The sequence below is a fragment of the uncultured Polaribacter sp. genome, assembly GCF_947501385.1.
GTDB lineage: Bacteria > Bacteroidota > Bacteroidia > Flavobacteriales > Flavobacteriaceae > Polaribacter.
Map to the genome: position 1 here is coordinate 50,226 of NZ_CANMVP010000008.1, position 26,333 is coordinate 76,558.

A 26,333-nucleotide genomic window follows, 5' to 3' on the forward strand; every position below is an offset into this window, starting at 1 on the left:
GATGAAAAAAGTATGTATGGGTTTTCTTGTTTTCTTGATTTTTCAAGGATGTAAAAATCAGGAAGAAAAAGCAACCACTGCAAAAAAAAGACCAAATATCATCTTTATTATGGCAGATGATCATGCAACACAGGCAATTAGTGCTTATGGACATCCCATAAGTAAATTAGCACCCACTCCAAATATTGATAGAATTGCTGAGGAAGGTGCAATTTTTAAGAACAATTTCTGTACAAATTCTATTTGTGGACCAAGCAGAGCGGTTATTCTTACAGGTAAACATAGTCATGTAAACGGGTTTAGAATGAACGGAAATCAGTTTGATGGCAGTCAACAAACCTATCCAAAGTTACTTCAAAAGGCTGGCTATAATACCGCTATAATTGGAAAATGGCATTTACACGGATCTCCAGAAGGTTTCGATTATTGGAACATTTTACGAGATCAAGGAAACTATTACAATCCGCAATTTATTACACAAGAAAGCGCAGGAGAAAAGATAGACACCACTATTGTAAATGGATATGCAACAGATTTGGTAACTAAAGATGCTTTGGAATATTTAGATAAAGTAAAAGAGAGCAATCAACCTTTTATGTTAATGGTGCAACACAAAGCACCACATAGAAATTGGATGCCCGCATTACGTCATTTAAACAAATACGATGCTGTAAAATTTCCAGTTCCAGAAACCTATTTTACTGACCATAACGGTTCAACAGCATCAAAAGAACAATCTCAAACCATTTATACAGATATGTACGAAGGCCATGATTTAAAAATGACGATTAAAAAAGGAAGTAATCAATTGGCTCATAATCCTTGGAAAACAGATTTCGATAGAATGTCAATTGAACAAAGAGCTGCTTGGGATAAAGCTTATCAACCAAAAAATGATGCGTTTCATGATGCTAATTTAACTGGAAAAGCATTGCATTTATGGAAATTGCAACGCTATCTAAAAGATTATATGGCAACAATTGCGGCCGTTGATGAAGGTGTGGGTGAAATTTTAGAGTATTTAAAAGCGAATAATTTAGAAGAAAACACCATTGTAGTTTATACCACAGATCAAGGTTTTTATTTGGGAGAAAAAGGATGGTTTGACAAACGTTTTATGTATGAAGAATCTTTGGCAATGCCCATGTTAATGAAATACCCTACCGTAATAAAATCAGGAACAGAAGTTACCGCATTAACGCAGAATTTAGATTTTGCACCCACTTTTTTAGATTTTGCTGGTGTAAAAATTCCTGAAGATATGCAAGGTAAATCTTTAAAGCCATTGGTCACAAATGCGCAAAAAGATGAAGATTTTAGAGAAGCTATTTATTATCATTATTATGATTTTCCCGCATTTCACATGGTTAAAAAAATGTACGGAGTTAGAACAAATCGTTATAAATTAATTCATGTATATGATGATGTTGATGAATGGGAACTGTACGATTTGCAAGAAGACCCGAGTGAACTAAATAATCTTATAAACGATAAAGAGTACCAAGAAATTAAAGCAGATTTACAGCAGAAATTAGCACAATTGCAAAAAGAATATAATGTTACAGAAGAAGAGTTTAAGTGAGCAAATCCGAAACAAATAAAAAGAGCGTATCAAAATTTTGAGAAAATGCGTGGAAAGTCAATAAAATCTTATGAGCATTAAGTTTAACGTGCTAAAATTGCTTCTATGAAATCAATAAAAAAAAATGGCCTTTTATACATGTTAGCAATTGCTTTCTTATTACTACAATCTTGTAAAGAAAATAATAACACAACTAGCAAAGAACCAGAAAATATAAGAAAAAATCTTACAACGTATTGTAACCCTTTAGATTTAGATTATACATATATGGTTTACAATTCCGCTAAAAATAAATCTTACCGCTCTGGAGCAGATCCTGCAGTCATAGAATTTAAAGGAGAGTATTATATGTTTGTTACACGCTCTTTTGGTTATTGGCATTCTACAGATTTAGTAAATTGGAATTTTATCAAACCAAAACAATGGTTTTTTGAAGGAAGTAATGCACCAACAGCATTTAATTATAAAGATTCTTTAGTCTATTTTGCTGGCGACCCCGCAGGATATGGTAGTATTTTATATACTGATAATCCAAAGGAAGGAATGTGGACTCCAACAGCTTCAATCTCTAAAAATATTCAAGATTCAGAATTGTTTATTGATGACGATGATAAAACATATTTATATTGGGGTTCTTCAAATGTACATCCTCTTAAAGTAAAAATGTTACATAAAAACGACCGCTTTTTAGAAACTGGTGTTAGAAAAGAACTTATTAATTTAGATGAAGAAAAACATGGCTGGGAGCGTTTTGGAGAAAACAATTATCACCCAACTTTAAAAGAAGGTTATATGGAAGGCGCTTCTATGACAAAACATAACGGTAAATATTATTTACAATATGCAGCTCCAGGTACACAATTTAATGTCTATGCAGATGGGGTTTATATTGGAGATACACCACTTGGACCATTTAAATATATGAAAAGTAATCCTATGAGTTTTAAACCTGGTGGTTTTATAAATGGAGCAGGTCATGGTATTACTGTAAAACAAACCAATGGACAATATTGGCATTTTGCAACAATGGCTTTGGCGTCTAATGCACAATGGGAACGCAGATTGTGTATGTTTCCTACGTATTTTGATGAGGAAGGCCTTATGTACACCAATACTGCATATGGAGATTATCCACGTTTTGGTGCAAACCATCCAACAAAAGCAGGGAAACATAATGGTTGGATGTTACTTTCATACAAAGGAAATGTAAAAGTATCATCTTCATTAAAACAAATTAAAAAATTTACTTCTAATGATGATGACGTAAAAGTAACAGAATTACCACTAGAAAAAGATGCTGACGGAAACATAATGGCTAAAGTATTAACGGATGAAAACCCTAAAACATTTTGGGTAGCAGAAGCAAATAATGATAAACAATGGATCACTATTGAAATGCAAAATGTGGGAAAAATACACGCAATACAATTAAATTTTTATGACCACGAATCTGCTATTTATACTCGTGTAGAAGGATTAAAACATCGTTTTATCATTGAAACTTCTGATGATAATAAAAATTGGCAAACCATTGTAGACAGAAGTAAAAGTACTATTGATGCGCCAAATGCATACATTGTTTTAGATAATCCTTTGAAAGCTAAATATGTGCGTTATAAAAACATAGAAGTTCCAGGAGCAAATTTTGCGATGTCAGAATTTAGAATATTTGGTGTAGGTTTAGGAGATAAACCAGAAAAAGTAGTAGACTTTATTGTGCAAAGAGAGAAAGATAGAAGAGATGCATCATTTTCTTGGAAATCTGTAAATGGAGCACAAGGTTATAATATTCGTTGGGGAATTGCACCAGATAAACTATACCAATCTTGGTTAGTATATGATACCAACACTCATTTTATGAGAAACCTAGATAGAGATACTTCTTATTATTTTACTATTGAGTCATTTAATGAGAATGGAATTTCAGAAAAGAGCCCAATAATACCCATTAAATAATTATGAAAAATATACTTTTATTTTTTTTAGGATGTATTACTTTAATTTCTTGTGAGGAGAATAAAGCTAATTTTGTTACGATTATTGAATCACCAAATAAGAATATTAAGGTTAACTTCTCGCTTTCATCCGAAAAACAACCAATGTATGTTGTAAGTTTTAAAAATGAAACGGTGATTGATACTTCTAAAATGAGTTTCGATTTAAAAGATGCACTTTCATTAGAAACAGATTTTAAAATTTTAAATACTACTACAGATACTTTTAATGAAACCTGGCAAATGGTTTGGGGAGAAGATCAAGAAGTTATAAATAATTACAATTCACTTAAAATTGAATTGCAAGAGACATCCGAATTAAAAAGAAAACTGAATATTATTTTTAAGGTTTATAATGACGGAATAGGATTTAGATACGAATTTCCAAAGCAAGAAAATCTCACTAATGTTACTATCACAGATGAAAATACCGAATTTAATTTAACAGGAAATCACAAAACTTGGTGGATTCCTGGTGATTGGGATATTTACGAATATCTATATACCACTTCTAAATTTTCTGATATAAATGCGTTTAAGGATTATATTCCAGGAGCACATTTAGGACAAACCTATATTCCAGAAAATGCTGTAAATACGCCAGTAACTATGAAAACAGATACTGGTTTATATTTGAGTTTTCATGAAGCAGATTTAACCGATTATGCAGGGATGACTTTAGCAGTTGATACTATAAATCTTGAAATGAAAAGTGAATTGGTTGGTAATTCCAAAGGAATAAAAGTTAGCAGAGCAACTCCTTTTAAAACACCTTGGAGAGCGATTCAGATTGCAGAAAAACCTGGAGATTTAATTGAGTCTAAATTGATTATAAATTTAAATGAGCCAAATTCGGTAGAAGACATGAGTTTTTTTACACCAACTAAATACGTTGGTATTTGGTGGGACATGCATATTGGAACAGGTAATTGGGATTATGCGGGTAAAAATCACGCAGCAAATACAAAATATGCCAAAGAACTGATTGATTTTGCTTCAGAAAATAACATTAATGCAATGTTGGTAGAAGGTTGGAATATTGGCTGGGAACAATGGTGGGATAAAAAAGCGAAGAAAGTTCATTTCGATTTTGTAACTCCGTATCCAGATTATAATTTACAAGAAGTTGTTGCCTATGGAAAATCTAAAAATGTAGCATTAATTATGCACCATGAAACTTCTGCAGATATTACATTGTATGAAAAACAGTTAGATACTGCTTTTGCGTTAATGAAAGAGCTGAAAATTCACGCAGTAAAAACGGGGTATGTGGGAAGTGTAATTCCTGAAGGGGAATACCATCATGGTCAGTTTATGGTAAATCACTATCAAAAAGTATTAGAAAAAGGGATCGAAAATCAAGTGGCTATCAATGCACACGAGCCAATTAAGGCAACTGGAAAACGAAGAACCTATCCTGTTGCTATTTCTCGCGAAGGAGTTCGCGGACAAGAATATAATGCTTGGTCTGACGATGGTGGGAATCCGCCAGAACATTTAACCATAGTTCCATTTACGAGAATGTTGGGAGGTCCAATAGATTATACACCAGGAATTTTTAATACTACATTAAAACCTTATAAAGTAAAAAATCAAGTTAATACAACATTAGCGCACCAATTAGCTTTATACGTGGTTTTGTACAGTCCTGTACAAATGGTGCCAGACTTAATTAAAAACTATAAAAATAATCCTGCTTTTCAATTTATTAGAGACGTTGGCGTAGATTGGAAAAAAACCAAAGTCTTAGATGCAGAAATTGGTGATTATATTATTGTTGCAAGACAAGAAAAAAAATCTAAAAAATGGTTTGTTGGTGCAATTACTGATGAAAATTTAAGAACTATTAAAATTAATTTAGATTTTTTAGAGGAAGGAAAAACATATATTGCAACCATTTATAAAGATGCAAGTGGTTCACATTATTTAAAAAATCCAGAAGCTTATAAAATAAGCAAGCAAAATGTAACCAAAGAAACTATTCTAACTATAAAATTAGCTGCTGGTGGTGGTTGTGCAATTTCAATTGTCAAAAATCAGTAATTAAGAAAAAAAATAACTTCTACTAAATAGTCCGAATAAAAAATTACTTCAATAATTTTTTATTTTTAGTTACCTCCTGTTTTCAACTTTTTCTATTTTCTTATAAAAAATCAAGAATTTTACTATAAAAATTATTTTTTTCGCATAAAATGTAACGTTTCTATATTTTTATCGTTATTAAGTTAGATTATTTATCATAAAATTAACAAAAATATGTTTTTGTATAATTAATTTAACGGAAAATATGTAACCAACTCAATTACAATGAAAACAAATAATTTAAGTTCAGTAAAAATTCTTTGTTCTTTATTTTTAACTCTTGCTTTTGTAGGAGTTCAAGATATGAACGCACAGTTTTGGAAAAAGAAAAAGAAAGAAGCTTCAAAAACAGAAATGGCAGCCAAGAAAAAGGCGCCAAAAAAGAAAGAGAAAACAATAAAAGAACTCACTAAGAGTAGCAAAAAAATAGTCGGTTTGTTTACCATCTATCAAGATACTGTAAGTGGTGCTACCAAATTATTGATAAAAAAAGACCAACTAGATAAAGACTTTATCTACTTCTCTCAAATTTCAGATGGTATTGCATCTGTAGGTGCTTTCAGAGGAAATTATAAAGGATCCAGTGTTTTTCATGTGAAAAAATATTTTAATCGCTTAGAATTTGTGGCACCAAATACCTCTTTTTATTTTGACAAGGATAATGCTATTTCTAAATCTTCTGAAGCAAACATTAGTGATGCTGTATTAGCGAGTGGAAAAGTGTTAGCATCTGATGATAAAAAAGGAGAATATCTAATTGATGCAGATGGTTTATTTTTATCAGAAACATTTACTAGAGTCAAAGGCCCAAGATTTCCAGGACAATCTCCATTTGCATTCAGTTTGGGGAGTTTTAGTAAAAGCAAATCGAAAATTAAAGAAATTAAAAATTATCCAGAAAACACAAATGTTAAAACAGAGTATGTTTATAGCAATCCGAATGTGTTAAATGGGGGTGGAAGAGATGTAACTGATGGAAGAAATGTTTCCATAAAAGTTTTTCATACGTTTATGAACATGCCAGAAAGTGATTATGTTCCTAGAATGGATGATGCAAGAGTCGGGTATTTTTTAACACAAACAAATGACATGACATCTACCGATGTTGTAAATTATAGAGATTTTATTCACCGATGGAAATTGGTAAAGAAAAATCCAAATGCTGTACTTTCAGAACCCGTAACTCCAATCACATGGTGGATAGAGAACACAACACCAAAAGAATTTAGAGAAACAATTAAAGAAGGTGTTTTGGCATGGAATACAGCTTTCGAGAAAGCTGGTTTTAAAAACGCAATGGTTGTAAAAGTACAGCCAGATGATGCAGAATGGGATGCAGGCGATGTACGTTATAATGTTTTAAGATGGACTTCTTCTCCAAATCCTCCTTTTGGTGGTTATGGACCAAGTTTTGTAAATCCAAGAACAGGAGAAATCTTAGGAGCAGATATCATGTTAGAATACGTGCATTTTACAAATAGAGTGTATTATGACAGAGTTTTTGACAATGCTGCTGCACTAAGTTTAAATATATTAACGGAAGCGGAAGAAAAAGAAAAATTCTTTAAAAATAAAGCAAATCATTTATACTGCTCTAAAGGGCATTTAATGCACGAAAATACATTGTTCGGGCAAACAGTGCTATCAGCTGCGGGTGCTTCTGAATTAGAGATGGAAGGGATGAAGAAAGAAGGAATGAAATCTTTAATTATGCATGAAGTTGGCCATACTTTAGGGTTGAACCACAATATGAAAGCAAGTCAGTTATTTTCTCCTGAACAATTAGCAGATGCAAACTTCATCAAAGGAAAAGCCTTAACTGGTTCTGTGATGGATTATGCAGGAATTAATTTAACTTTAGACAGAAGTAAGCAAGGGCAATATTATGATATGGCTGTTGGCCCTTATGATGTATGGGCAATTCAATTTGGGTATACACCTTTTAGAACAAAAGCTGAAATGAATGCCTTATTAGTGCAATCTACAAAACCAGCATTAATTTTTGGAAACGATGCAGACGATATGCGCTCTCCAGGAAAAGCAATTGACCCAAGAGTTATGATTGGAGATTTGTCTAATGATCAAATTGGTTATTCTATAGACCGAATTCAATTGGTAAATAAAATGATGAAAGATATTAAAACTCGTTTTGGCAATACTGGTGAATCTTACATGCAATTAAGACAAGCTTATTATATTTTAAGTGGACAATCTGCAACTGCTGCAGGAGTAATTTCTAGATTTATTGGCGGTGTTTATGTAGATAGAGCTGCACCAGGTCAAGTAGGAGGTACGCAACCTTATACACCTGTAAGTTTAGAGGATCAAAAAAGAGCCATGGATGCTTTAAAAAATTATGTTTTTGCGCCTGATGCATTTACAGCTCCAAAAGATTTGTATAATTATTTAGCAAGCCAAAGAAGAGGTTATAACTTTTTTGGAGGGCCGGAAGATCCTAAGATTCACGAGCAAGTATTGAGCTACCAAACCAGAGTTTTAGCACATATAATGCATCCAAATACATTACAAAGAATTTCTAATTCAGAATTGTATGGTAATGAGTATAAGTTATCTAGTTTTATGACAGATTTAAACAATACTATGTTTAAGTCAGATATAAATGGTAGTGTTAATTCTTTTCGTCAGAATTTACAAGCTGCTTATACAAAAGGATTGATAGGGATGATTTCTGGAAAAACAAGTAGTAGGTATTCAGTAGCCTCTAAATCTATGGCAATTTATAATTTAAACAACATCAAATCTTGGGTGGCTAATAATAAAGGTGATATTGCTACAAAAGCGCACAAAGCACATTTAAAGACTTTAATTACAAATGCTTTAAAGGAAATTAAATAATAAGATAAATATTATTTATACAAACCGCAATCTTATAGATTGCGGTTTTTTTATCTTTACAATATGGCAAAAATACTCATTACAGGAGGCACAGGTTTGGTAGGTGCTAGATTAACAACATTACTTTTAGAGAGAAAGCATCAGGTAAGAATTCTATCTAGAAATCCAACAGAAAATAACGAATTTAAGTGGGATATTTCCAAAGGTTATATCGAAGAAAAAGCATTAGATAGTATAGATTATGTGATTCATTTAGCTGGCGCAGGAATTGCAGATAAACGTTGGACAGAAGAAAGAAAGAAAGTAATTATTGATAGTAGAGTAGAAACTGCAAATTTAATCTTTGATAAAATTAAAGAAAAAGGAACCTCTTTAAAAGGATTTATTTCTGCCTCTGGAAGCAATTATTACGGAGCGAAAACCACAGATAAAATTTTTCAAGAAACAGATGCCGCTGGCGACGATTTTTTAGGAAAAGTTTGTCTACAATGGGAGGCTGCTGCAGATCAATTTAATGAACTGAAGATTCCTGTAACTATTTTAAGAACAGGCGTAGTTTTATCTAAAAATGGTGGGGCTTTAGAGAAAATGAAAACCCCTATAATTTCGCCTTTAGGCTCAGGAAAACAGTATCTATCTTGGATTCATATTGACGATTTATGTAACTTATATATAAAAGCAGTAGAAGAAGATTTTGTAGGAGTTTACAATGCTGTATCACCAGATTCGCATACCAGTAAAACCTTCTCCAAAACATTGGCCAAAGTTATAAAAAGACCTTATGTACCCATTGCGGTTCCAAGTTTTTTGCTAAAATTAGTTTTTGGTGATTTGGCTGTTATTTTATTAGAAGGAAGTAGGTTGTCTTCAGAAAAAATAGAAAAAAAAGGATTTAGTTTTAGATACCCGCAGTTAAAAGTAGCTTTAGAAAATTTATAAAAAAAGACGAACCTAAGTTCGTCTTTCTAATTCCATTATTTTAAAGCATCTGGGGCTTTTATAACTTTAAAATGATAAGAAACTAATGGTAAGATGTAATATCTTACGTTTTCAATTTCACTAGCTATTTTTATTTTCTGTTTTATTTTATAATCATCAAAAACCTGTTCCTGGCACTGGGGCATCTGGAGATTGTGCTTGTGCTTTTTGTGGACTTAATATTAAATAAGTTCCTAATGCAGTAAGTGCAGCATATTTTCCATAATCGCCAATTTTCTGAATGGCTTCTTTTCTATCAATGATCGTATCTTCTTTTGTTAATTTCATTTTTTAAAATTTAGGGGTTATTTTAAAATAATTTTTTTGTTAATTTCAATTGTTCCACTTTTTAGTTTAGAAAAGTAAACACCAGTAGATAATTTTGGCAATTGAATTTTTGAATTTCCATCAGAAGAAAAAACAGTAGAAAATACTTTTTTTCCTAAAATAGTAAACAATTCTATTTTAATTTTTTGATCTACAACACCAGTAATAATAAGTTCATTTTTATCATTATTAAAAATGGTATTACTATTAGATGATTCATTTTCTAAAGATAAAACACTAGATCTGGTGTGTATAAAAAAGTTTCCTACACCATTTAAATCTGAAGTTAATACAACTTTATAGGTATCAGAAATTTCGTTTAATTTGGTGAAAGCTTTATTTGCTTTGTCTTCTAAATACACATGTAAGCCAGAGGGAATATTCTTGTTCTGAGAAGTAAAAGTTATTTCTGAACCCGCTTTCGCGTTGATTCCTATAGGAATCACCATAGCTTCGTGATTATCATTTGGAATTGATTGAATACTTAATTTCTTACTTGTAGCATTAGAAACCAATTCTGTGAAAATTTGAAAATCTGAAGGAACTCCGCCAAATATTTCACCATCATAACCGTCGTCAAAACCAGTTGTAGTACCCTCTATATAGTAGATTTTTGTAGATTTACTATTAGATGTATCTGTTACATTCAATTTTATTTCAGTTCTGCTACTTTTTAAAAACGTGTCTGTATTTTGATGACTCTGAGAGGTTTTAGAAAAGTTTATTCCCAAATTATTATCAACGTTTACAAAGAAGGCTTGTCCAGGTGCAATTTGAAAATCTTCAATCGTAATTCTGGTATCGTAATCTCCAGTTCCACCATTCAAGCTAGGATCCCAAACCCATAAAGTTTGTGATTTTAAACTTTTACCTACACCCGTATTTTCAGTTAAAAAATCGGCACTACTTATATAAGAAGGATACGGATTAGATACCAAATTAAATGAATTTACATTTTGAGTTACTGTTGTTGGAACATCGGCTGTTTGTAATGTTCCTGTAAATGAAATATCTCCAGAGGTAGTAAGTCTAGAAATATACCCTAAGCCAGAAGTCATATTATCAGTAGTGTCATCACCACCAATACCATCTACTTGGCCAACTTTATAATACTGCCATTTTTCTGAAGCTAATGTTTTTGAATTATCGAAATTTGCCAAAGCAACATTTTTATCATTTCCTGTGCCGTTACCTTTGGCCAAATTTGGATGTGATATTACAAAATCTGCCACATTTTGTCCAGAAAAAGGAGCGCCAATTAAATACCAAGTATTTGCATTTAAGCTTCTTTTATACGTCAGTTTTCCTGAAGAGGTTCCTTTAACAATAATAGAACTACTAGAGTTTAAGGTAAATGAGCCAGTATTTGTTAAGTTTCCATTAACGGTTAAAGATTTATTATCAATTATGGTTAAAGAGCCCACAACATCAATATCATTTACAACAACTGCTGTAAGATCTAAATTTGCAATTTTTCCTATTGGAATTGATACATTATCTAATACAGCTGGTATTCTATTCAAGCTCCAATTTGCTGGGACAGACCAATTTCCAGAATTTGAAATAAATTCATTTGTAACAGCATTTGTATGTATGGTTATTTGAATTTCTTTTTTGTAATAGCTGCCTACATTCGGTGCATTATAAGCAATAGTATATACTCCAGGAGTAGAGGAAGAAAGATCGATGACTCCTGTAGCTGTGTTAATTGATAAACCAGAAGTACTAGAAAAAGTTCCGCCAGAAATACCCGCTATTGTTGGAGTCGCATCTGAATCGTAAATAGAATAATTATCTTCTGAATAGGAAATTTTAGAAAAATCATTATAATGCAGGTCTATAAATTTCTCTATAACTTTTGCATAATCTCTAGAGAAAAAAGGAATTGTTGGACTTCTACTATCTGAAACACCATAAGTAGATGAGAAGATACTGCCTAAATCTCTTACTCTTCTATTTACTTCTGTCATAATGCCATCTATGGTGCCACCACCACCATTTACAGTACCGCCTCCTTCTACAACTGTATTTGCGGTAGTTGTGTTCCCCGAACCGTGTCTAATATTATTGTAAAAATCTCCAGCAAAATAGCTATTTGAACCTGGATTTGTATCATCACAAGAACCTTGTCCGCCATCACCAATATTACTTGGTACCGTTCTATAACCTTCTGTTCTGCCACAACCGGCATAACCTAGATCTGCATATTTCTTACCGCCTGTAGACTGCATGATTCCTCCAAAACTAGTAGCACCTCTAATTAAATCTTCAAAAGTAGCTCCACTAATGTTATTGTTAATTAAGTTTTTTATGGTTACTCTTGCCAATTCAGTTGTATTTGTACTCGTATTATTCAAGTCTTCATCAAAAGAGCTGCTAGTTAAGTTGTAACCAGCTTCTATTCTTGGAACCGTATGGCTTTGTCCATGCAAATCTATATACAATCCCTTTCCGAATTTACTGTTAATATCTGCACTTGCAGCGTCTATAAAATTATGAAAAGCATCATAATAGACCTTTGCTGTAGCGTTTCCACAAGTAGCAACACTTTCGTTTCTATTTGGATCTAATTTTTTTCTATGAAGATTGTTTATGATGATGTAAGGATACACACCAAATTGATCAAAACATTTTTTCTGAATTTCTTTGATTAACACGTCTGTATTATCATCCATTGCATTAGTACCACAAGTTCTATCTGGAATTTCACCATTATTAGGTGTTAATCTACCGCCATGTGGTGCAGAAATAATAATTGGCATTGTACCAGGAATGTATTCTATGTATTTTTTGCTGTCTTCTTGATATTGAGAAATTCCAGGAAATACAGTATCTATGATTGTAACTGTGTCTGTATACACAGATCCACAAGACCCTGAAGTCGTATAAGAGACTGTATAAGTTCCAACCGTGGAAGCTGAAACATCAATTACTCCTGTGGCACTATTAATTGATAAACCAGTACTAGCACTAAAAGTTCCTGACACTCCCGTTGTGGTAGGGTATAAATCCACATCATTTTTGTTTACTCTTGATGTTTCATAAGTTAATGAAGTCTCGTCACCAATTGTTATATTCTTAGTAGCACTGTTTTGATCTGGTGCCAATGTAGTATAAGTAACGATGTACTCACCAATTGTTGATGAGGACAAGTCTATCTTTCCTGAAGAATTATCGATACTTAAGCCATTTGTAGCGGTAAATGTTCCGCCAGATTCACCAGTAATTATTGGTGTTGGATCTGATTCTGCTGGACAATATGTTGTTTTTGAATACGCAAAGGAAGCATTGTCTAAACCTATTGTAATTGAGAAATCGGATGTGATTTCAACTTCTGCTGGGCCATTGTTTAGAAAATCGCCGTTAAAGTTAAAAGCTTCACTTCCATCTATAAAAACTTTTCCAAAAGGACTTGTACCGTTCCAGTCATCACCATAATTATCATATACTCTTACGGTATAGTTTCCACTTGGTAGACTTGTTGTTGTAGATGTTTTGTTTAAAAAGCTTGTGTTTGCGCCATTGCCATAGCTGTTTTCAATAGATAAGACTGTGACATTGGAGGAATTAATAATTTCCATTTTATTCTCGCCGGAATAACTTGGCCAGTTTACTTCTAAATAAACATTGTTTTGCGAAAAGAAATTTAATGATTGCGAAAAAATAATCAAGACAAGAACATGTCTTAAAAAATTAGGGGTAATTTTTTTAGTCATTTATTAGGGGTTAAAAAGATTAATCGACTTTTTATAAAAAGCAAAATGGCTATTCACAAATTGTCAACAGCCAAATATACTTTTTTTTTTCAATTATTGAATAAGAAGTTTAAAATTTTGAAGTAATATTTAAAGCAACGTCGCTCCAGGTTTTAGAAACACCGTCAGTACCAGTGTGTAAGGCTTCACAAACTTTATTTAAAGATGCAAGTGCATCTAAAGCGTCCCATTGACTAACGTCCATTTTTGCACTCATCGCAAAAGTATTCGCTACAATTGTGTATTTAAAAGGAATTTTTTCTGAAATTCCGTTCATTTTAATTGTTGCAGTTCCTATAGAATCATTTTCTATCATCAGTTTTCCAGAAAGTAATTGGGTATTGTCCATTACACCAAAGAAAAATTTCTGAATTTTATAATCTCTACTTGAATCTTTTGTAAAAAGACTGCTTACGGGTATTGAAAATTGCGTGTTATGTATTGCTTCTTTAATCGTATTTCCTGCGCCACCAGAAATGATATCAACTTTTCTAAATTGTCCACCAACGGGTGTTTTTTCAGTAAATTTATAGGCAGTAAAATTGATTTCATTTGCTGCTTTTTCTACTGAAAATGAAGCTTCTTTTTTATCTGTATTTAGAGTTTTGTTCTCTTTTTTTTCTGATTTACAAGAAGTAAAACCAACACTCAATGACACGGTTAATATTAGTAAAAGTATTTTTTTCATGATCTTATTTTTTATTATTTAATATAGCGTTTGCTAAATTTATATATTCCTTTTTTGCTTCTTCGGAAGACATTCCTTTTAGTTGCATCCAAGCATTTGCTTTAAAGGCATTTCTAACGTTGGGTTCAGCATCAAATGAAAAATTACTTCCGAAATTAGCTTGCTTATTATAGGCATAAAATTTTAGCATCACATCTGGTGCTACCGCTTCTTTTAATGTAGATATCTTACGAAAAGCTTCTTCAAATGCTATTTCTAAATCAGAACTCATATTATTTTTCAGCAATAATTTGAACGCCTCCTTTAACTTTATCTCCTAATTTTACGTTTAATTTTGTTCCCAAAGGTAAAAATAAGTCTACTCTAGAACCAAATTTAATAAAACCAGCGTCTGTGCCTTGTACAACTTGTTCTCCTACTTTAGCGTAATTTACAATTCTCTTCGCCATGGCACCAGCAATTTGTCGGTATAGCACTTTGCCCATCGTTTTATTTTCTAAAACAATGGTTGTTCTTTCGTTTTCTGTAGATGCCTTCGGATGCCATGCAACCAAATATTTTCCTGGGTGGTATTCACTATATGTAACCAAACCGCTCATTGCATACCTTGTAACGTGCACATTAATTGGAGACATAAAGATAGAAACTTGCAGTCTTTTATCTTTAAAATATTCAGGTTCTTCAACTTCTTCTATCACCACGACTTTACCATCTACGGGTGCGATAACTGTGTGATCGTCTAAATTAGTAGCTCTTTTAGGATTTCTAAAAAATTGAAGAATTGTAATCAACAATAGTAGTATTGCTATTTGAACAGTTTTTACCAACCAAGTTATTTCAATAAATCTTTCTGCTAATAAAATACCTGCAATAGATAAAATAGCGGCAATTACAATAATCTTATACCCTTCTTTATGAAAACGAATCATACTTAAATAATAAAGTTAATATACAAATATACAAATGGAGCTGCAAACAACAAACTATCTAGTCTGTCTAAGATACCTCCATGACCTGGCATAATAGTACCACTATCTTTTATGTTGGCTTGTCTCTTAAGTTTCGATTCTACCAAATCTCCTAGGGTTCCTATAATAGAAACTATGGTAGCAATTATAAGCCAATTTATTAAAGAAAATTGTGTGTTTAGTCTGCTAATAATATAAGCTGCTAAAAGCGCAAAAATAAGACCTCCTAAAAAACCTTCTTGGGTTTTTTTTGGTGAAACTGAGACAAATAATTTTCTTCTTCCGAAATTTTTACCCACCAAAAAGGCAAAACTGTCATTTACCCAAATTAAAACTAAAATAGAAATCATTATATAGGGAGAATAATTTCCACCGTAAAAAGGAAGTAAAACTAAAAAACCCAATGAAAATACAATGTATCTTATGGTTAAACCTAGTTTTTCTCTTTCATTTGAAAAGGTAATTTCTTTTTTTGAAAAAAGTTGATAAATCAAATAGAGTGACGAAGCTATATTGATAAATAAGATGCCGTAAATTGCATAATTATTTGAATTCTTAAGGAATAAAAACAAAGCACCAAGAAATAAAATATAAGCTACAACGTTTTTAAATTGAATTAATTTAGAAAATTCCCAAATGCATAATAAACCAAAAATTGCAGTTAAAACTATATAGGATTCTTTAGAAAACAGAATTGCAGATACAAATAGTAAAACATAAATTATTCCAGAAAAACTCCTTCTTAAAAGGTTACGCATATTATAAATCTTCTAACAGCAACAAATATAGGTTTTTTGAGTTATTGTTACCGTAGTTTAAAAAATTATCATCATTTTTATTGATATTATAATTTTTAACTGAAGAAATGTTTGTCGGCAATTTGCCTTTCGAATTTGTTTTAATACCCGTTAAAGCTTCGCCTGTATTTCTAACTAGCTGACTAGTTGTTGCGTAAACAATTAAATGCTCTGATAGCTCAGAAAGTTTATGGCTTCTTAATTGATTTGAAGAAAAAAGCACGTCGCCATTATCTGCAATTAAATGTTCACATTTGGTGAAATAAGGCAACGGCTTTTTAAAATCATCCGTAGTTTTCACCTGATTGTAATCTATAAAGGAAGTTAAGTGTTTATTATTCACTAAAATTTCATCCCAACTAGTTTCTTTTAAAATTTTATTTAGATTTTCTTTTACTTCTTCTTTTTTTAAGCAGTATAAGAATTTACCTCCTTTTTCAATAAAATGATGCACAAACAGATTATCTAAAGATAAATTTACTTCTTGCTTTTGAATAAATTCATCTTCTTTTACAGGTAAATTAAATAATTTTTTTAAAAACTTCATTGTATAATTAAAGATGTTAAAATTATTCTTCAGTGCTCTCCGCTACTGGGGGAATATCTACTTCTTCTTCAATTATTTTTTTCACTTTTATAGTTACGTCTAATTCTTCAAAAGGTCTTTTCCCAAAGATTTTTTCTAAATCGTCTTTAAAGATAACTTCTTTTTCTAAGAGAAGCTCCGCCAAGATTGTTAATTTTTCTTTATTGTTATCTAATAATTCAATCGCTCTAGCGTACTGAGCTTCAATCATTTTAGAAATTTCTGTATCAATAGTTTTTGCAGTATCATCACTGTAAGGCTTTACAAAAGCATCATTACCAGAAGAGTCATAATAGGTAATATTCCCAACTTCATCATTTAAACCATATACAGTAACCATGGCTCTTGCTTGTTTGGTTACTTTTTCTAAATCGCTTAATGCTCCTGTAGAAATTTTATTAAAGATGATTTTTTCTGCAGCTCTACCACCTAAAGTAGCACACATTTCGTCTAACATTTGTTCTGTTTGCACAATCATTCTTTCTGCTGGTAAATACCAAGCGGCTCCTAGAGATTGTCCTCTAGGTACAATAGTTACTTTTACCAATGGTGCAGCGTGTTCGAGCATCCAACTTATAGTGGCGTGACCCGCTTCATGAAATGCAATTACTTTTTTCTCTTTCGGTGTAATTACTTTATTTTTCTTTTCTAAACCACCTACAATTCTATCTACAGCGTCTAAAAAGTCTTGATGACTGATTGCTTTCTTACCTTTTCTTGCAGCAATTAAAGCAGATTCATTACACATGTTTGCAATATCCGCACCAGAGAAACCAGGGGTTTGTTGTGCTAAGAACTCAACATTCACATCATCTCCTAATTTTAAAGGTTTTATATGTACTTCAAAAATTTCTTTACGTTCATTAATATCTGGTAAATCTACATAGATTTGTCTATCAAAACGTCCTGCACGCATTAATGCTTTGTCTAAAACATCCGCTCTGTTTGTTGCTGCAATTACAATTACATTCACATCAGTACCAAAACCATCCATTTCAGTCAATAACTGATTTAACGTGTTTTCACGCTCATCGTTACCACCTGTCATACTGTTTTTACCACGAGCTCTACCAATGGCATCAATTTCATCTATAAATATAATTGAAGGCGATTTCTGTGCAGCTTGCTTAAATAAATCTCTTACTCTAGAAGCACCAACACCTACAAACATCTCTACAAAATCTGAACCAGACAAAGAGAAAAAAGGCACACCAGCTTCACCAGCTACTGCTTTTGCTAACAATGTTTTTCCTGTTCCAGGAGGTCCTACTAACAAAGCTCCTTTTGGAATTTTACCACCAAGAGAGGTATATTTTTCTGGATTTTTCAAGAAATCTACAATCTCTTGTACTTCTTCTTTAGCACCTTCTAAACCAGCAACATTTGCAAAAGTAGTTTTTACTTTCGTGTCTTTGTCGAATAATTTAGCTTTCGATTTTCCGATATTAAATATTTGACCACCGCCACCACCACCAGCACCACCACCAGACATTCTTTTCATAAAGAACAACCAAATACCGATCAAAATAATAAATGGTAAAAAACCTATTAAGGTGTCTACCATACTCGTTCTACTTTCGTTTTTTAAATCGAAGGTAAGCTCATTTTCTTTTTTTGCTTCTTCAAGATCGTTTTCAAAATTTTGTAAATCACCAAAGTTGTATTCATATAATGAAGAACCTTTTCTATAAAAAGCAGAATTTATCAATTTTTGATATTTCGATTTTTTAATCGCTTCCTCTTTGATAAAAATTTGAGCAACATTATTGTTGACAACAATAATTTTTGAAATATCGTTATCTTTTAAAATCTCTTTAAATTCGTTTTTAGAAATGCTTTTAGAAGCCAAATCTCCACTACTAAAAAACTGAAAACCAATTAGTAATATAATTACAGCACCATAGATCCAATAAGCATTAAACTTAAACTTAGGTGTGTTTGTATTGTTATCTTTCTTAGAATCGTTCATGTATTATAAAAATATAAAAGTTTAAGCTGGTTTTATTTGTGTGATTTTTGCATCTCCCCAAAGGCTTTCTATATCATAGAAATCTCTTATTTGTTTTTGGAAAATATGTACCACAACATTTACATAATCCATTAAAATCCATTCAGCATTACCAGAACCTTCTATATGCCAAGGCTTGTCTTTGATCTCTTTGCTTACTAATTTTTGTACGGAACCAGAAATTGCATTTACCTGTGTATTTGAATTACCAGAGCAGATTATAAAATAATCGCAAACGGTATTTTCTATATCTCGTAAGTCTAGTAGTTGAATATCTTCTCCTTTAACGTCTTCAATTCCTTGAATGATAAAAGCGATTAAATCGTCTGTGCTTACTTGTTTTTTAGCCATTAATTTTTTTCTAATTTTTGTGCAAAGTTATTATTTTTTTGCGAGTATTTTGTGTAATATTGAACTACTTTACACTTTATTTAACAGTTGAAAATAATCAAACTTAATGCCATTGATTCTACCAATTCTTTTTTAAAAGAAATGGCACTAGATTCTGCCTTAGAAAACTTTACCGTTGTGGTTACCAATACACAATTAAAAGGAAGAGGGCAGCAGGGCAGTAAATGGGTTTCTGATTCTTTTAAGAACCTGATGTTTAGCGTTTTTATAAAATTTGAAGATCTAAAAATAACCCAACAAAGATACTTAAATTTTGCTATTTCTTTAGCAATTTTTGATGCTTTAATTGAAGAGAAAATTCCGAACATTGCTATCAAGTGGCCTAACGACATTATGTCAGGAAATAAAAAAATAGCGGGTATTTTAGTTGAAAATAATTTAAAAGGTGCAAAAATTAACACCACAATTATAGGAATTGGTTTGAATGTGAATCAAACAGCGTTTCCAGATGCTTTAAAAAAGGTGAGTTCTTTAAAGATAGAAAATGGAAGGGATTTTAATTTGGAGGTGCTTTTGAAAAACATTATTTCAAAATTGAAAATGAATATTGAAACCTTAAATTCAAAAGAATTTAAAACTTTAGAAACTGATTATTTAAAAGTCTTGTATAAAAAAAACATCCCAACTATGTTTAAAAATAGTAAGGATGTTTTATTTATGGGTATTATTCGCGGCATTTCTAACGACGGCAAACTTCAAGTTGAATTAGAAGATGAAATCTTGCAAGAATTTGGCATTAAAGAAATTTCTTTTCTTTAAAGTTCTGTGATCATATAATAAAAAAATTATATTTAGCTCCAGACTTGTGTTTTGATCAAGTATTTATTCTAAAAATTTTTCAACTTCAATTTTTAGTTTGGGTAAATACTTTATGACGATAAACCAAATAACATCTTCTGTAACACTATCATAGCCGTGTATGATTCTATTTCTTGTATCCACAATTTTTCTTGAATCAGAAATTGCAATTTTGGGCATTATTTTTAATATTCTGTTCAAAGCTTCTCCAATAATCTCTAAATTCCTCTTAACTGCTTTTCTAGTTTTTAAGTCCTTTTGAAATTCAAAAAAATCTTCTTTAATTCGGGAGAAAAACATCTATTTCTTCTATAGATTTATGAATGTCAAAAAGCCATGTTTTAACTTCAAGCTCCATAAATTAAAAGTTTAGAATTATTAATGTTTTCTATAAAGTATTTATTTTTTAACCCTTTTTCTTCCAGTAAATCAATTTTTCTATTCAATAATTTTTCTAATTCAAATTTTAAATTAAAGTAATTTTCAGCATATTTTATAGGATCTTTATCATCTATACTTACCAATAAATCAATATCGCTATGTTCTGAAAATGAACTCGTTAATACAGATCCGAAAACAAATAATTGTTTTACATTGTTTTTTTTACAAAGTGAGGAAATTTTTTTTCTAAAACGATTTAAATACATATCAGTAATCTTTACTCAAATATACAAAAGAAGAAAATAAGATGTATTAAAAATGTTAGTAGGACTTTAGTGGTGTCATATTAAAGATTTTTTTTTCTTTAAAGTTTGCCAATATTTTCAGTGAGGGTTTCTACAAACTTCGTCAATGGTTTTTTAATCATCATTGCCATCATCGGATTAAAGTCTCCATTAAAATTCAGAGATACTTCACTTTTATTTTCTTCAATCTTTAAAATATCCGCAGATAAGGTAAAAGGTAATTTGCTACTTGCAGCTCCTAAAGTAATGTTAGAAAATTCAGTTTTTTCTTTTAAAACCAATCTAATTTCTGGCATTCCAGGCAAACCGAATAAGAAAGAATCGCCATCAACTTCAAATTTGTTGGTGTTTTCTGGCATTATTTTTTCAAAATTATTCAAATCGCTAAAAAAAGTAAACAATTCTTCTTGTGATTTTTCTATAATTACGCTATTTCCTTCAATATTCATTTTCTTTCATTTTTTATTGTTTCCATTCACTTGGGTTTCTTCTCCATTCATGAAGTGTAATAAGTTCTTTATCGGTAATATAACTGCTGTCTAATGCTTGTTCTAATAAGTTGTCATAATTGCTTAACGTGGTCAATTCTATATTCTTTTCTGCAAAATTTTCTTTCGCAACTTCAAAACCATAAGAAAAAATAGCAACCATACCTTTTACAACGGCACCTGCTTCTTTTAAAGCATCAACGGCATTTAAACTACTTTTACCCGTACTAATTAAGTCTTCTACCACCACAACATTTTGGCCGCTTTCTAAATGTCCTTCTATTTGATTTTTACGACCATGTTTTTTAGGTTCTGGTCTTACATATACAAAAGGAACACCCAATTCTTGAGCAACTAAAATTCCAATAGCAATGGCTCCTGTTGCCACACCAGCAATTACATCTGGTTTGCCATACTCTTTTTCTACTATTTTAGCAATTTCTTCTTTTAAGAAAACACGAACTGGAGGGTATGAAAGCGTTACTCTATTATCGCAATAAATTGGCGATTTCCAACCTGAAGCCCAATTAAAAGGGTTACTAGGATTTAGCTTTATGGCCTTTACTTGTAGTAAAAGTTCAGCTGTTTTTTTTGCCGTATCTTTGTTTAAAATCATAACGCAAATGTATAAAGTTTTTGTAAATGATACGCCAATAATTGTGACATCTTCACAAAAAAAAGAGAATAACTTTCCTATATACATTCTCAAGAATATTGTTGCGGAAGAAATGATACATAAACTTAAAAATAAGAAATTTAAAGGCGTAAACTTATATACTCCAGATTTAGAGAAAGGATGGAAAGATTTTTTAAGCACGTTTAAAATAGTTTCTGCTGCTGGAGGCTTGGTTTTAAACCCTAAAAAAGAAATTTTATTTATTTACAGAGCAGATAAATGGGATTTGCCAAAGGGTAGAATTGAAAAAGGAGAAGCTATAGAAGATGCTGCTATTAGAGAAGTAGAAGAGGAGTGTGGTATTTTTAATTTAAAGATTGTAAAGCCTTTAATTACAACCTATCATGTTTATTTTCAAAATGGCACAAAACTCAAAGAGACGTATTGGTTTTTAATGACTTCTAATTATACGAAAAAGTTGGTACCGCAGTTAGAAGAGGATATTACAAAAGTGCTGTTTAAAAATGAAGAAGAAGTTGAAAAAGCATTAGAAAATTCCTACAAAAATATAGCTTTGGTGTATGATACCTATAAAGAAGGATAAACTAAAAAGAATCACTGTTTTGAATATAAATTATACCAATACTATTGATCAATGAACAAAGTATATTTAAAATTATCGAACTCATTTAAAAAATTTTTCTAAAAGAAAGCCAAAGACTTTCAGAGGTTTAGCATCGTTTTTAAAGAATTCACGAACATCATTTTAATAGGTCTGGAATGCTCGTTTTCTAAAAAAACCGTCTATCTTTGCCGACTTCTAAAAAGGCACAAAAAACATGACTGAATTTATAAAAAAGATAACACCCAATGCTAAAGATGATGTTTTAGCAGGTATTACTGTTTCCTTAGCCATGATTCCAGAAGTTGTAGCATTTGCTTTTGTTGCACAAATAGATCCTTTAGTGGCGCTTTCGGGCGCTTTTATTATTGGATTAATTACTGCCGTTTTTGGTGGTAGGCCGGGTTTAATTTCTGGTGCAGCGGGTGCAGTGGCTGTAATTTTTGTAACAATGATTGCAGACGGGCATACCAAAGGAATGTTATTTGATACACCTATAGATAATATGGGCTACTTCTATTTGTTAGCCTGTGTGATACTCATGGGCGTTATTCAAATATTGGCAGGTGTTTTAAAATTGGGTCGTTTTGTTCGTTTAATTCCACATTCTGTAATGATGGGTTTTGTAAACGGTTTGGCAATTGTTATTTTTTGGGCACAAGTAAAAATGTTTTCACATAAAACTTTAGAAGTTTCTGCCGAAGGTGTAAAAGGATATACAAGTACTTTTATGCAAGGAACAGAATTATATATCATGCTTGGTTTGGTCGCATTAACCATGGCAATTATTTGGTTATTACCTAAGATTACTAAAAAATTACCAGCATCTTTAACCGCTATTTTAATCACTACTTTTATTGTTGTCATTTCTGGGATGGATGTCTCTACTGTAGGTTCTTATATCATAGAAGGCGGCGGAACTGGTTTAAAAGGAGAATTTCCAACACCAAATACAGAACTCTGGCAAAACCTGCCATTCAACTTAGATACCTTTACTTTTATTTTACCCTTTGCTTTTTTAGCAGCTTCGGTTGGTTTGATAGAATCTTTAATGACCATGAATTTAGTGGATGAACTAACAGAAACTAGAGGAAACGGAAATAGAGAATGTGTTGCACAAGGCGCAGGAAACATTTTAAGCGGTCTTTTTGGTGGAACTGGTGGTTGTGGAATGATTGGACAAACCGTAATTAACATCAATGCAGGTGGTCGTGGACGTCTGTCTGGCATTATGATGGCCATCACCTTATTAACATTCATTCTTTTTACCGATAAGTTGATCGAACAAGTACCCATAGCCGCCTTAATTGGTGTGATGTTTATGATGGTTATTGAAACTTTTGCCTGGTCTAGCTTTAGGATTTTAAAGAAAATACCAAAGTCAGATGCTTTTGTGTTGATTGTGGTTTCTGCGGTTACTGTAATTTTCGATTTGGCAATTGCCGTTTTTGTAGGTGTTATTATTTCTGCATTGGCATTTGCCTGGGAAAGTGCCAGAAGAATTAGAGCGAGAAAACGTTTTAGAGAAGATGGTACCAAAGTATATGAAATCTGGGGACCTTTGTTTTTTGGAAGTATTGCTGCTTTTAATGAAAAGTTTGATGTAAAAACAGACCCAGAAAATGTAGAAATTGACTTTGTAGAAGCACGAATTTCAGATCATTCTGCCATTGAAGCCATTTTTGCTTTGGTAGAAAAATACCAAGCTGCAGGTAAAAAAGTTACCTTAAAACATTTAAGCGAAGATTGTAAAGTTTTGCTATACAAAGCAAGCCCTATTTTTACAGATATTATTGTAGAAGACGTTGATGACCCGCGTTATCATTTAGCGGCAAATCCTGAAAAATTTCCAAAACCTTTGGGTGAGTATAAGTTTTAAAATTTATAATAATAAAATTATTTAGATAACTTTTTTTGCACTAAATTTGTAACCATTGTATAAGGTTGTATAATATGGTTACAAAAGATTATTATTCTTTAAATGAAGTTTCTCAAATTTTAGGAAAAAATAAAGAAACACTTAGGCGTTGGGATCGAGAAGGTAAGTTTATTGCTGTAAGGGAGCCAATTAGTCAATATAGAATCTACAGAAAAGAACAAGTAAACGATTTGCTAAAACAATTGTCTATTGATTATGAAGACACTGTTGACAATTCTATAATTCCTATCAAAGAATTTAAAGTTTTAGAATTATTTGCTGGCGCTGGTGGATTGGCAGTTGGTTTAGAAAAATCAGGAATTAAATGTGTTGCTTTAAACGAAATTGATAAATGGGCTTGCAAAACTTTACGTGAAAATAGACCTAATTGGAATGTTTTAGAAGGAGATATTGCTTCATTTGATTTTTCAGAGTATCAAAATAAAGTAGATATTGTTACTGGCGGATTTCCTTGTCAAGCTTTTAGTTACGCCGGTAAAAAATTAGGTTTTAATGACGCTAGAGGAACGCTATTTTATGAGTTTGCAAGAGTTGTAAAAGAAGTGAATCCGCTTATTTGTATTGGAGAAAACGTAAAGGGTTTATTATCTCACGAAAAAGGAAAAACGATTGAAGGAATGATTTCAATTTTAGATGAAATTGGCTATAATGTTGTTCCTGTTAAAGTGCTAAAAGCAATCAATTATAAAGTTCCTCAAAAAAGAGAGCGTGTAATTCTAGTTGGAGTTAGAAAAGATATTGACTTGACATATGAATATCCAAAACCACACAATAAAATTTATAACCTAGAGGATGCCCTTAAAAAAGGAGAATTATTTAATTCAGATGTTCCTAAGTCTGAAGGATCTAAATATCCTGAACATAAAAAGATAGTTTTAGATTTGGTGCCTCAAAAAGGATATTGGAGAAATCTACCCTTAGCAATTCAAAAAGAATATATGGGGAAAAGTTTTTATTTAGGTGGAGGGAAAACAGGAATTGCAAGAAGAATTGGTTGGGATGAACCAAGTTTGACTTTAACTTGCAGTCCAGCCCAAAAACAAACAGAAAGATGCCATCCGGAGGAAACAAGACCCTTTACAGTGCGTGAATATGCAAGAATTCAAACTTTTCCAGATGAATGGAAATTTATGGGTTCAGTTTCTCAACAATACAAACAAATTGGGAATGCAGTTCCTTGTAATTTAGGAGAAGAAATTGGATATTCTGTTATTAAACTTTTGAATGAGTATTATTTGAGTTTTTCGAAACCTAAATAATAACTGTAATTTTCAAAGGTAATTTCATCTAAAATAGTCCGTTTTGAAATTTCAGCACTTGTAGAAATTTCTTCAAGGGCAGAATTTATTTGAGAATTTTTATTTTCTTGAAGCTTTAAATAGTCAGCAATTGCTTTTGGTAATATTTGATATAATTCATAAAGAGCATTTTCTTTACCTGAAAGTAATTTATAAAACTGATCGCCAGATATTTTATAAACTCTACTATGACTGTATTCCTTTCCATTAATTTCTCCAAACCATTTCTCATTAAAACTATTTTTTGCTAAAATTTGCACCCAATAACATTTAGCTTTTTTATAACTATCTGCATAGCTTGATAATTTCTGAAACAAACTTTCAGCAGAGCTACTGTTCATTGTGTTGTGCTTATTTTTAATATCTGCAAAAAGCGTATCGTCTAAAGCTTTGATATCAAAACCATTTAAGTTACCAATTTCAAAACCTTCAATACCACCTAAAATTTGTTCATGAAAAGTTCCAATCGAATTGTTTATAGATTTATCTATTTGACGATTTATTTCTGTTTTAATAAGCGTTTCTTCATCTAAATCATTAAAACTAGCATCAAAAGTAAGTTTTATAGTATCTATCTTGTTTTTGTAAAATTTTTTCTTACTCACATTAGCTTTCGCTTTTGAATAAGATTTGTGAAGGTTTTCTATACAAGATAGCAGATGATTATCTGATATGTAACTTAAATACTTATTCGACATGTTTTCGTATTCATTTAGATTCAACGAAATTAGATAATTAAATTGATTTTGTAAAATTTTAAATTTTTTGGATAATTTCTTAATGAAATGCTTCTAAATCTTACAAATGTAATTTTAGAATGAGCCCCAAACTTTAAGATTGAAAAAAGTGCTACA

23 protein-coding genes are annotated in these 26,333 nt (G+C 31.6%); 9 read left to right on the forward strand and 14 right to left on the reverse strand.

The annotated features are described in order from the left end of the window. Nucleotide 1: 1 nt before the first annotated feature. From Q0998_RS06925 to Q0998_RS06945, 5 genes are all read left to right on the forward strand, one after another. Nucleotides 2-1,582: a sulfatase gene (locus Q0998_RS06925; RefSeq protein WP_366943610.1), complete on the forward strand. Its 1,581-nt coding sequence runs from the start codon at nucleotides 2-4 to the stop codon at nucleotides 1,580-1,582. A gap of 105 nt (nucleotides 1,583-1,687) precedes the next feature. Further along, entirely contained in the window at nucleotides 1,688-3,538 is a 1,851-nt protein-coding gene (locus Q0998_RS06930; protein WP_299668046.1) for a family 43 glycosylhydrolase, read from the forward strand. A gap of 2 nt (nucleotides 3,539-3,540) precedes the next feature. Beyond that, the gene (locus Q0998_RS06935; RefSeq protein ID WP_299668047.1) at nucleotides 3,541-5,619 is read left to right on the forward strand and encodes a glycoside hydrolase family 97 protein; all 2,079 of its coding nucleotides are present in this window, start codon (nucleotides 3,541-3,543) and stop codon (nucleotides 5,617-5,619) included. Between the two features lie 264 nt (nucleotides 5,620-5,883). Continuing rightward, complete coding sequence (locus Q0998_RS06940) at nucleotides 5,884-8,514, forward strand: zinc-dependent metalloprotease (protein WP_299668049.1); 2,631 nt, start codon at nucleotides 5,884-5,886, stop codon at nucleotides 8,512-8,514. A 63-nt stretch (nucleotides 8,515-8,577) separates the two neighbouring features. Continuing rightward, complete coding sequence (locus tag Q0998_RS06945) at nucleotides 8,578-9,453, forward strand: TIGR01777 family oxidoreductase (RefSeq protein WP_299668051.1); 876 nt, start codon at nucleotides 8,578-8,580, stop codon at nucleotides 9,451-9,453. Nucleotides 9,454-9,609: 156 nt separating this feature from the next. Here Q0998_RS06945 and Q0998_RS06950 read toward each other — a convergent pair whose 3' ends face one another. The 9 genes from Q0998_RS06950 to rsfS all read right to left on the reverse strand — a co-directional run bounded on the left by Q0998_RS06950 (nucleotide 9,610) and on the right by rsfS (nucleotide 18,972). Further along, a complete protein-coding gene (locus Q0998_RS06950; protein ID WP_299668052.1) occupies nucleotides 9,610-9,780 on the reverse strand; it encodes a hypothetical protein in 171 nt (56 codons plus the stop codon). A gap of 17 nt (nucleotides 9,781-9,797) precedes the next feature. Continuing rightward, entirely contained in the window at nucleotides 9,798-13,535 is a 3,738-nt protein-coding gene (locus Q0998_RS06955; protein WP_299668054.1) for a T9SS type A sorting domain-containing protein, read from the reverse strand. 109 nt (nucleotides 13,536-13,644) lie between these two features. After that, nucleotides 13,645-14,262, reverse strand: coding sequence for a YceI family protein (locus Q0998_RS06960; RefSeq protein WP_299668056.1), 618 nt, complete (start codon nucleotides 14,260-14,262; stop codon nucleotides 13,645-13,647). 4 nt (nucleotides 14,263-14,266) lie between these two features. Then, the gene (locus tag Q0998_RS06965; protein ID WP_299668058.1) at nucleotides 14,267-14,533 is read right to left on the reverse strand and encodes an acyl-CoA-binding protein; all 267 of its coding nucleotides are present in this window, start codon (nucleotides 14,531-14,533) and stop codon (nucleotides 14,267-14,269) included. 1 nt (nucleotide 14,534) lies between these two features. Next, the gene (locus tag Q0998_RS06970) at nucleotides 14,535-15,191 is read right to left on the reverse strand and encodes a phosphatidylserine decarboxylase family protein (RefSeq protein WP_299668060.1); all 657 of its coding nucleotides are present in this window, start codon (nucleotides 15,189-15,191) and stop codon (nucleotides 14,535-14,537) included. A gap of 2 nt (nucleotides 15,192-15,193) precedes the next feature. Further along, on the reverse strand, nucleotides 15,194-15,988 hold the full coding sequence (locus Q0998_RS06975) for a phosphatidate cytidylyltransferase (protein WP_299668061.1): 795 nt from the start codon (nucleotides 15,986-15,988) through the stop codon (nucleotides 15,194-15,196). Between the two features lies 1 nt (nucleotide 15,989). Then, nucleotides 15,990-16,574 carry an LUD domain-containing protein gene (locus Q0998_RS06980; RefSeq protein WP_299668063.1) on the reverse strand — a complete coding sequence of 195 codons (585 nt, stop codon included), beginning with the start codon at nucleotides 16,572-16,574 and terminating at the stop codon, nucleotides 15,990-15,992. Between the two features lie 22 nt (nucleotides 16,575-16,596). Then, the gene (gene ftsH, locus Q0998_RS06985; RefSeq protein WP_299668065.1) at nucleotides 16,597-18,582 is read right to left on the reverse strand and encodes an ATP-dependent zinc metalloprotease FtsH; all 1,986 of its coding nucleotides are present in this window, start codon (nucleotides 18,580-18,582) and stop codon (nucleotides 16,597-16,599) included. 21 nt (nucleotides 18,583-18,603) lie between these two features. Beyond that, complete coding sequence (gene rsfS / locus Q0998_RS06990; RefSeq protein ID WP_299668067.1) at nucleotides 18,604-18,972, reverse strand: ribosome silencing factor; 369 nt, start codon at nucleotides 18,970-18,972, stop codon at nucleotides 18,604-18,606. A gap of 87 nt (nucleotides 18,973-19,059) precedes the next feature. Between rsfS and Q0998_RS06995 the strand changes: the two genes are divergently transcribed. Next, nucleotides 19,060-19,791, forward strand: a complete 732-nt coding sequence (locus Q0998_RS06995) for a biotin--[acetyl-CoA-carboxylase] ligase (RefSeq protein WP_299668077.1) — start codon at nucleotides 19,060-19,062, stop codon at nucleotides 19,789-19,791. Between the two features lie 63 nt (nucleotides 19,792-19,854). Here Q0998_RS06995 and Q0998_RS07000 read toward each other — a convergent pair whose 3' ends face one another. From Q0998_RS07000 to pyrE, 4 genes are all read right to left on the reverse strand, one after another. After that, nucleotides 19,855-20,130 (reverse strand): HepT-like ribonuclease domain-containing protein, encoded by a 276-nt coding sequence (locus tag Q0998_RS07000; RefSeq protein WP_299668080.1) that lies wholly within the window; start codon nucleotides 20,128-20,130, stop codon nucleotides 19,855-19,857. A 47-nt stretch (nucleotides 20,131-20,177) separates the two neighbouring features. Then, on the reverse strand, nucleotides 20,178-20,477 hold the full coding sequence (locus Q0998_RS07005) for a nucleotidyltransferase domain-containing protein (RefSeq protein WP_299668083.1): 300 nt from the start codon (nucleotides 20,475-20,477) through the stop codon (nucleotides 20,178-20,180). Between the two features lie 98 nt (nucleotides 20,478-20,575). Beyond that, nucleotides 20,576-20,965, reverse strand: coding sequence for an SRPBCC family protein (locus Q0998_RS07010; protein WP_299668086.1), 390 nt, complete (start codon nucleotides 20,963-20,965; stop codon nucleotides 20,576-20,578). A 13-nt stretch (nucleotides 20,966-20,978) separates the two neighbouring features. After that, entirely contained in the window at nucleotides 20,979-21,620 is a 642-nt protein-coding gene (gene pyrE / locus Q0998_RS07015) for an orotate phosphoribosyltransferase (protein WP_299668089.1), read from the reverse strand. A gap of 7 nt (nucleotides 21,621-21,627) precedes the next feature. Here pyrE and Q0998_RS07020 point away from each other — a divergent pair, with 7 nt between their 5' ends. The 3 genes from Q0998_RS07020 to dcm all read left to right on the forward strand — a co-directional run bounded on the left by Q0998_RS07020 (nucleotide 21,628) and on the right by dcm (nucleotide 25,440). Further along, nucleotides 21,628-22,224, forward strand: coding sequence for an NUDIX domain-containing protein (locus Q0998_RS07020; RefSeq protein WP_299668092.1), 597 nt, complete (start codon nucleotides 21,628-21,630; stop codon nucleotides 22,222-22,224). Between the two features lie 235 nt (nucleotides 22,225-22,459). Then, nucleotides 22,460-24,121 carry a SulP family inorganic anion transporter gene (locus Q0998_RS07025; protein ID WP_299668095.1) on the forward strand — a complete coding sequence of 554 codons (1,662 nt, stop codon included), beginning with the start codon at nucleotides 22,460-22,462 and terminating at the stop codon, nucleotides 24,119-24,121. Nucleotides 24,122-24,195: 74 nt separating this feature from the next. After that, complete coding sequence (gene dcm / locus Q0998_RS07030) at nucleotides 24,196-25,440, forward strand: DNA (cytosine-5-)-methyltransferase (RefSeq protein ID WP_299668098.1); 1,245 nt, start codon at nucleotides 24,196-24,198, stop codon at nucleotides 25,438-25,440. Here dcm and Q0998_RS07035 read toward each other — a convergent pair. Continuing rightward, nucleotides 25,413-26,177, reverse strand: coding sequence for an Eco47II family restriction endonuclease (locus Q0998_RS07035; protein ID WP_299668100.1), 765 nt, complete (start codon nucleotides 26,175-26,177; stop codon nucleotides 25,413-25,415). The two genes, dcm and Q0998_RS07035, sit on opposite strands and share 28 nt — an antisense overlap. Between the last annotated feature and the right edge of the window lie 156 nt (nucleotides 26,178-26,333).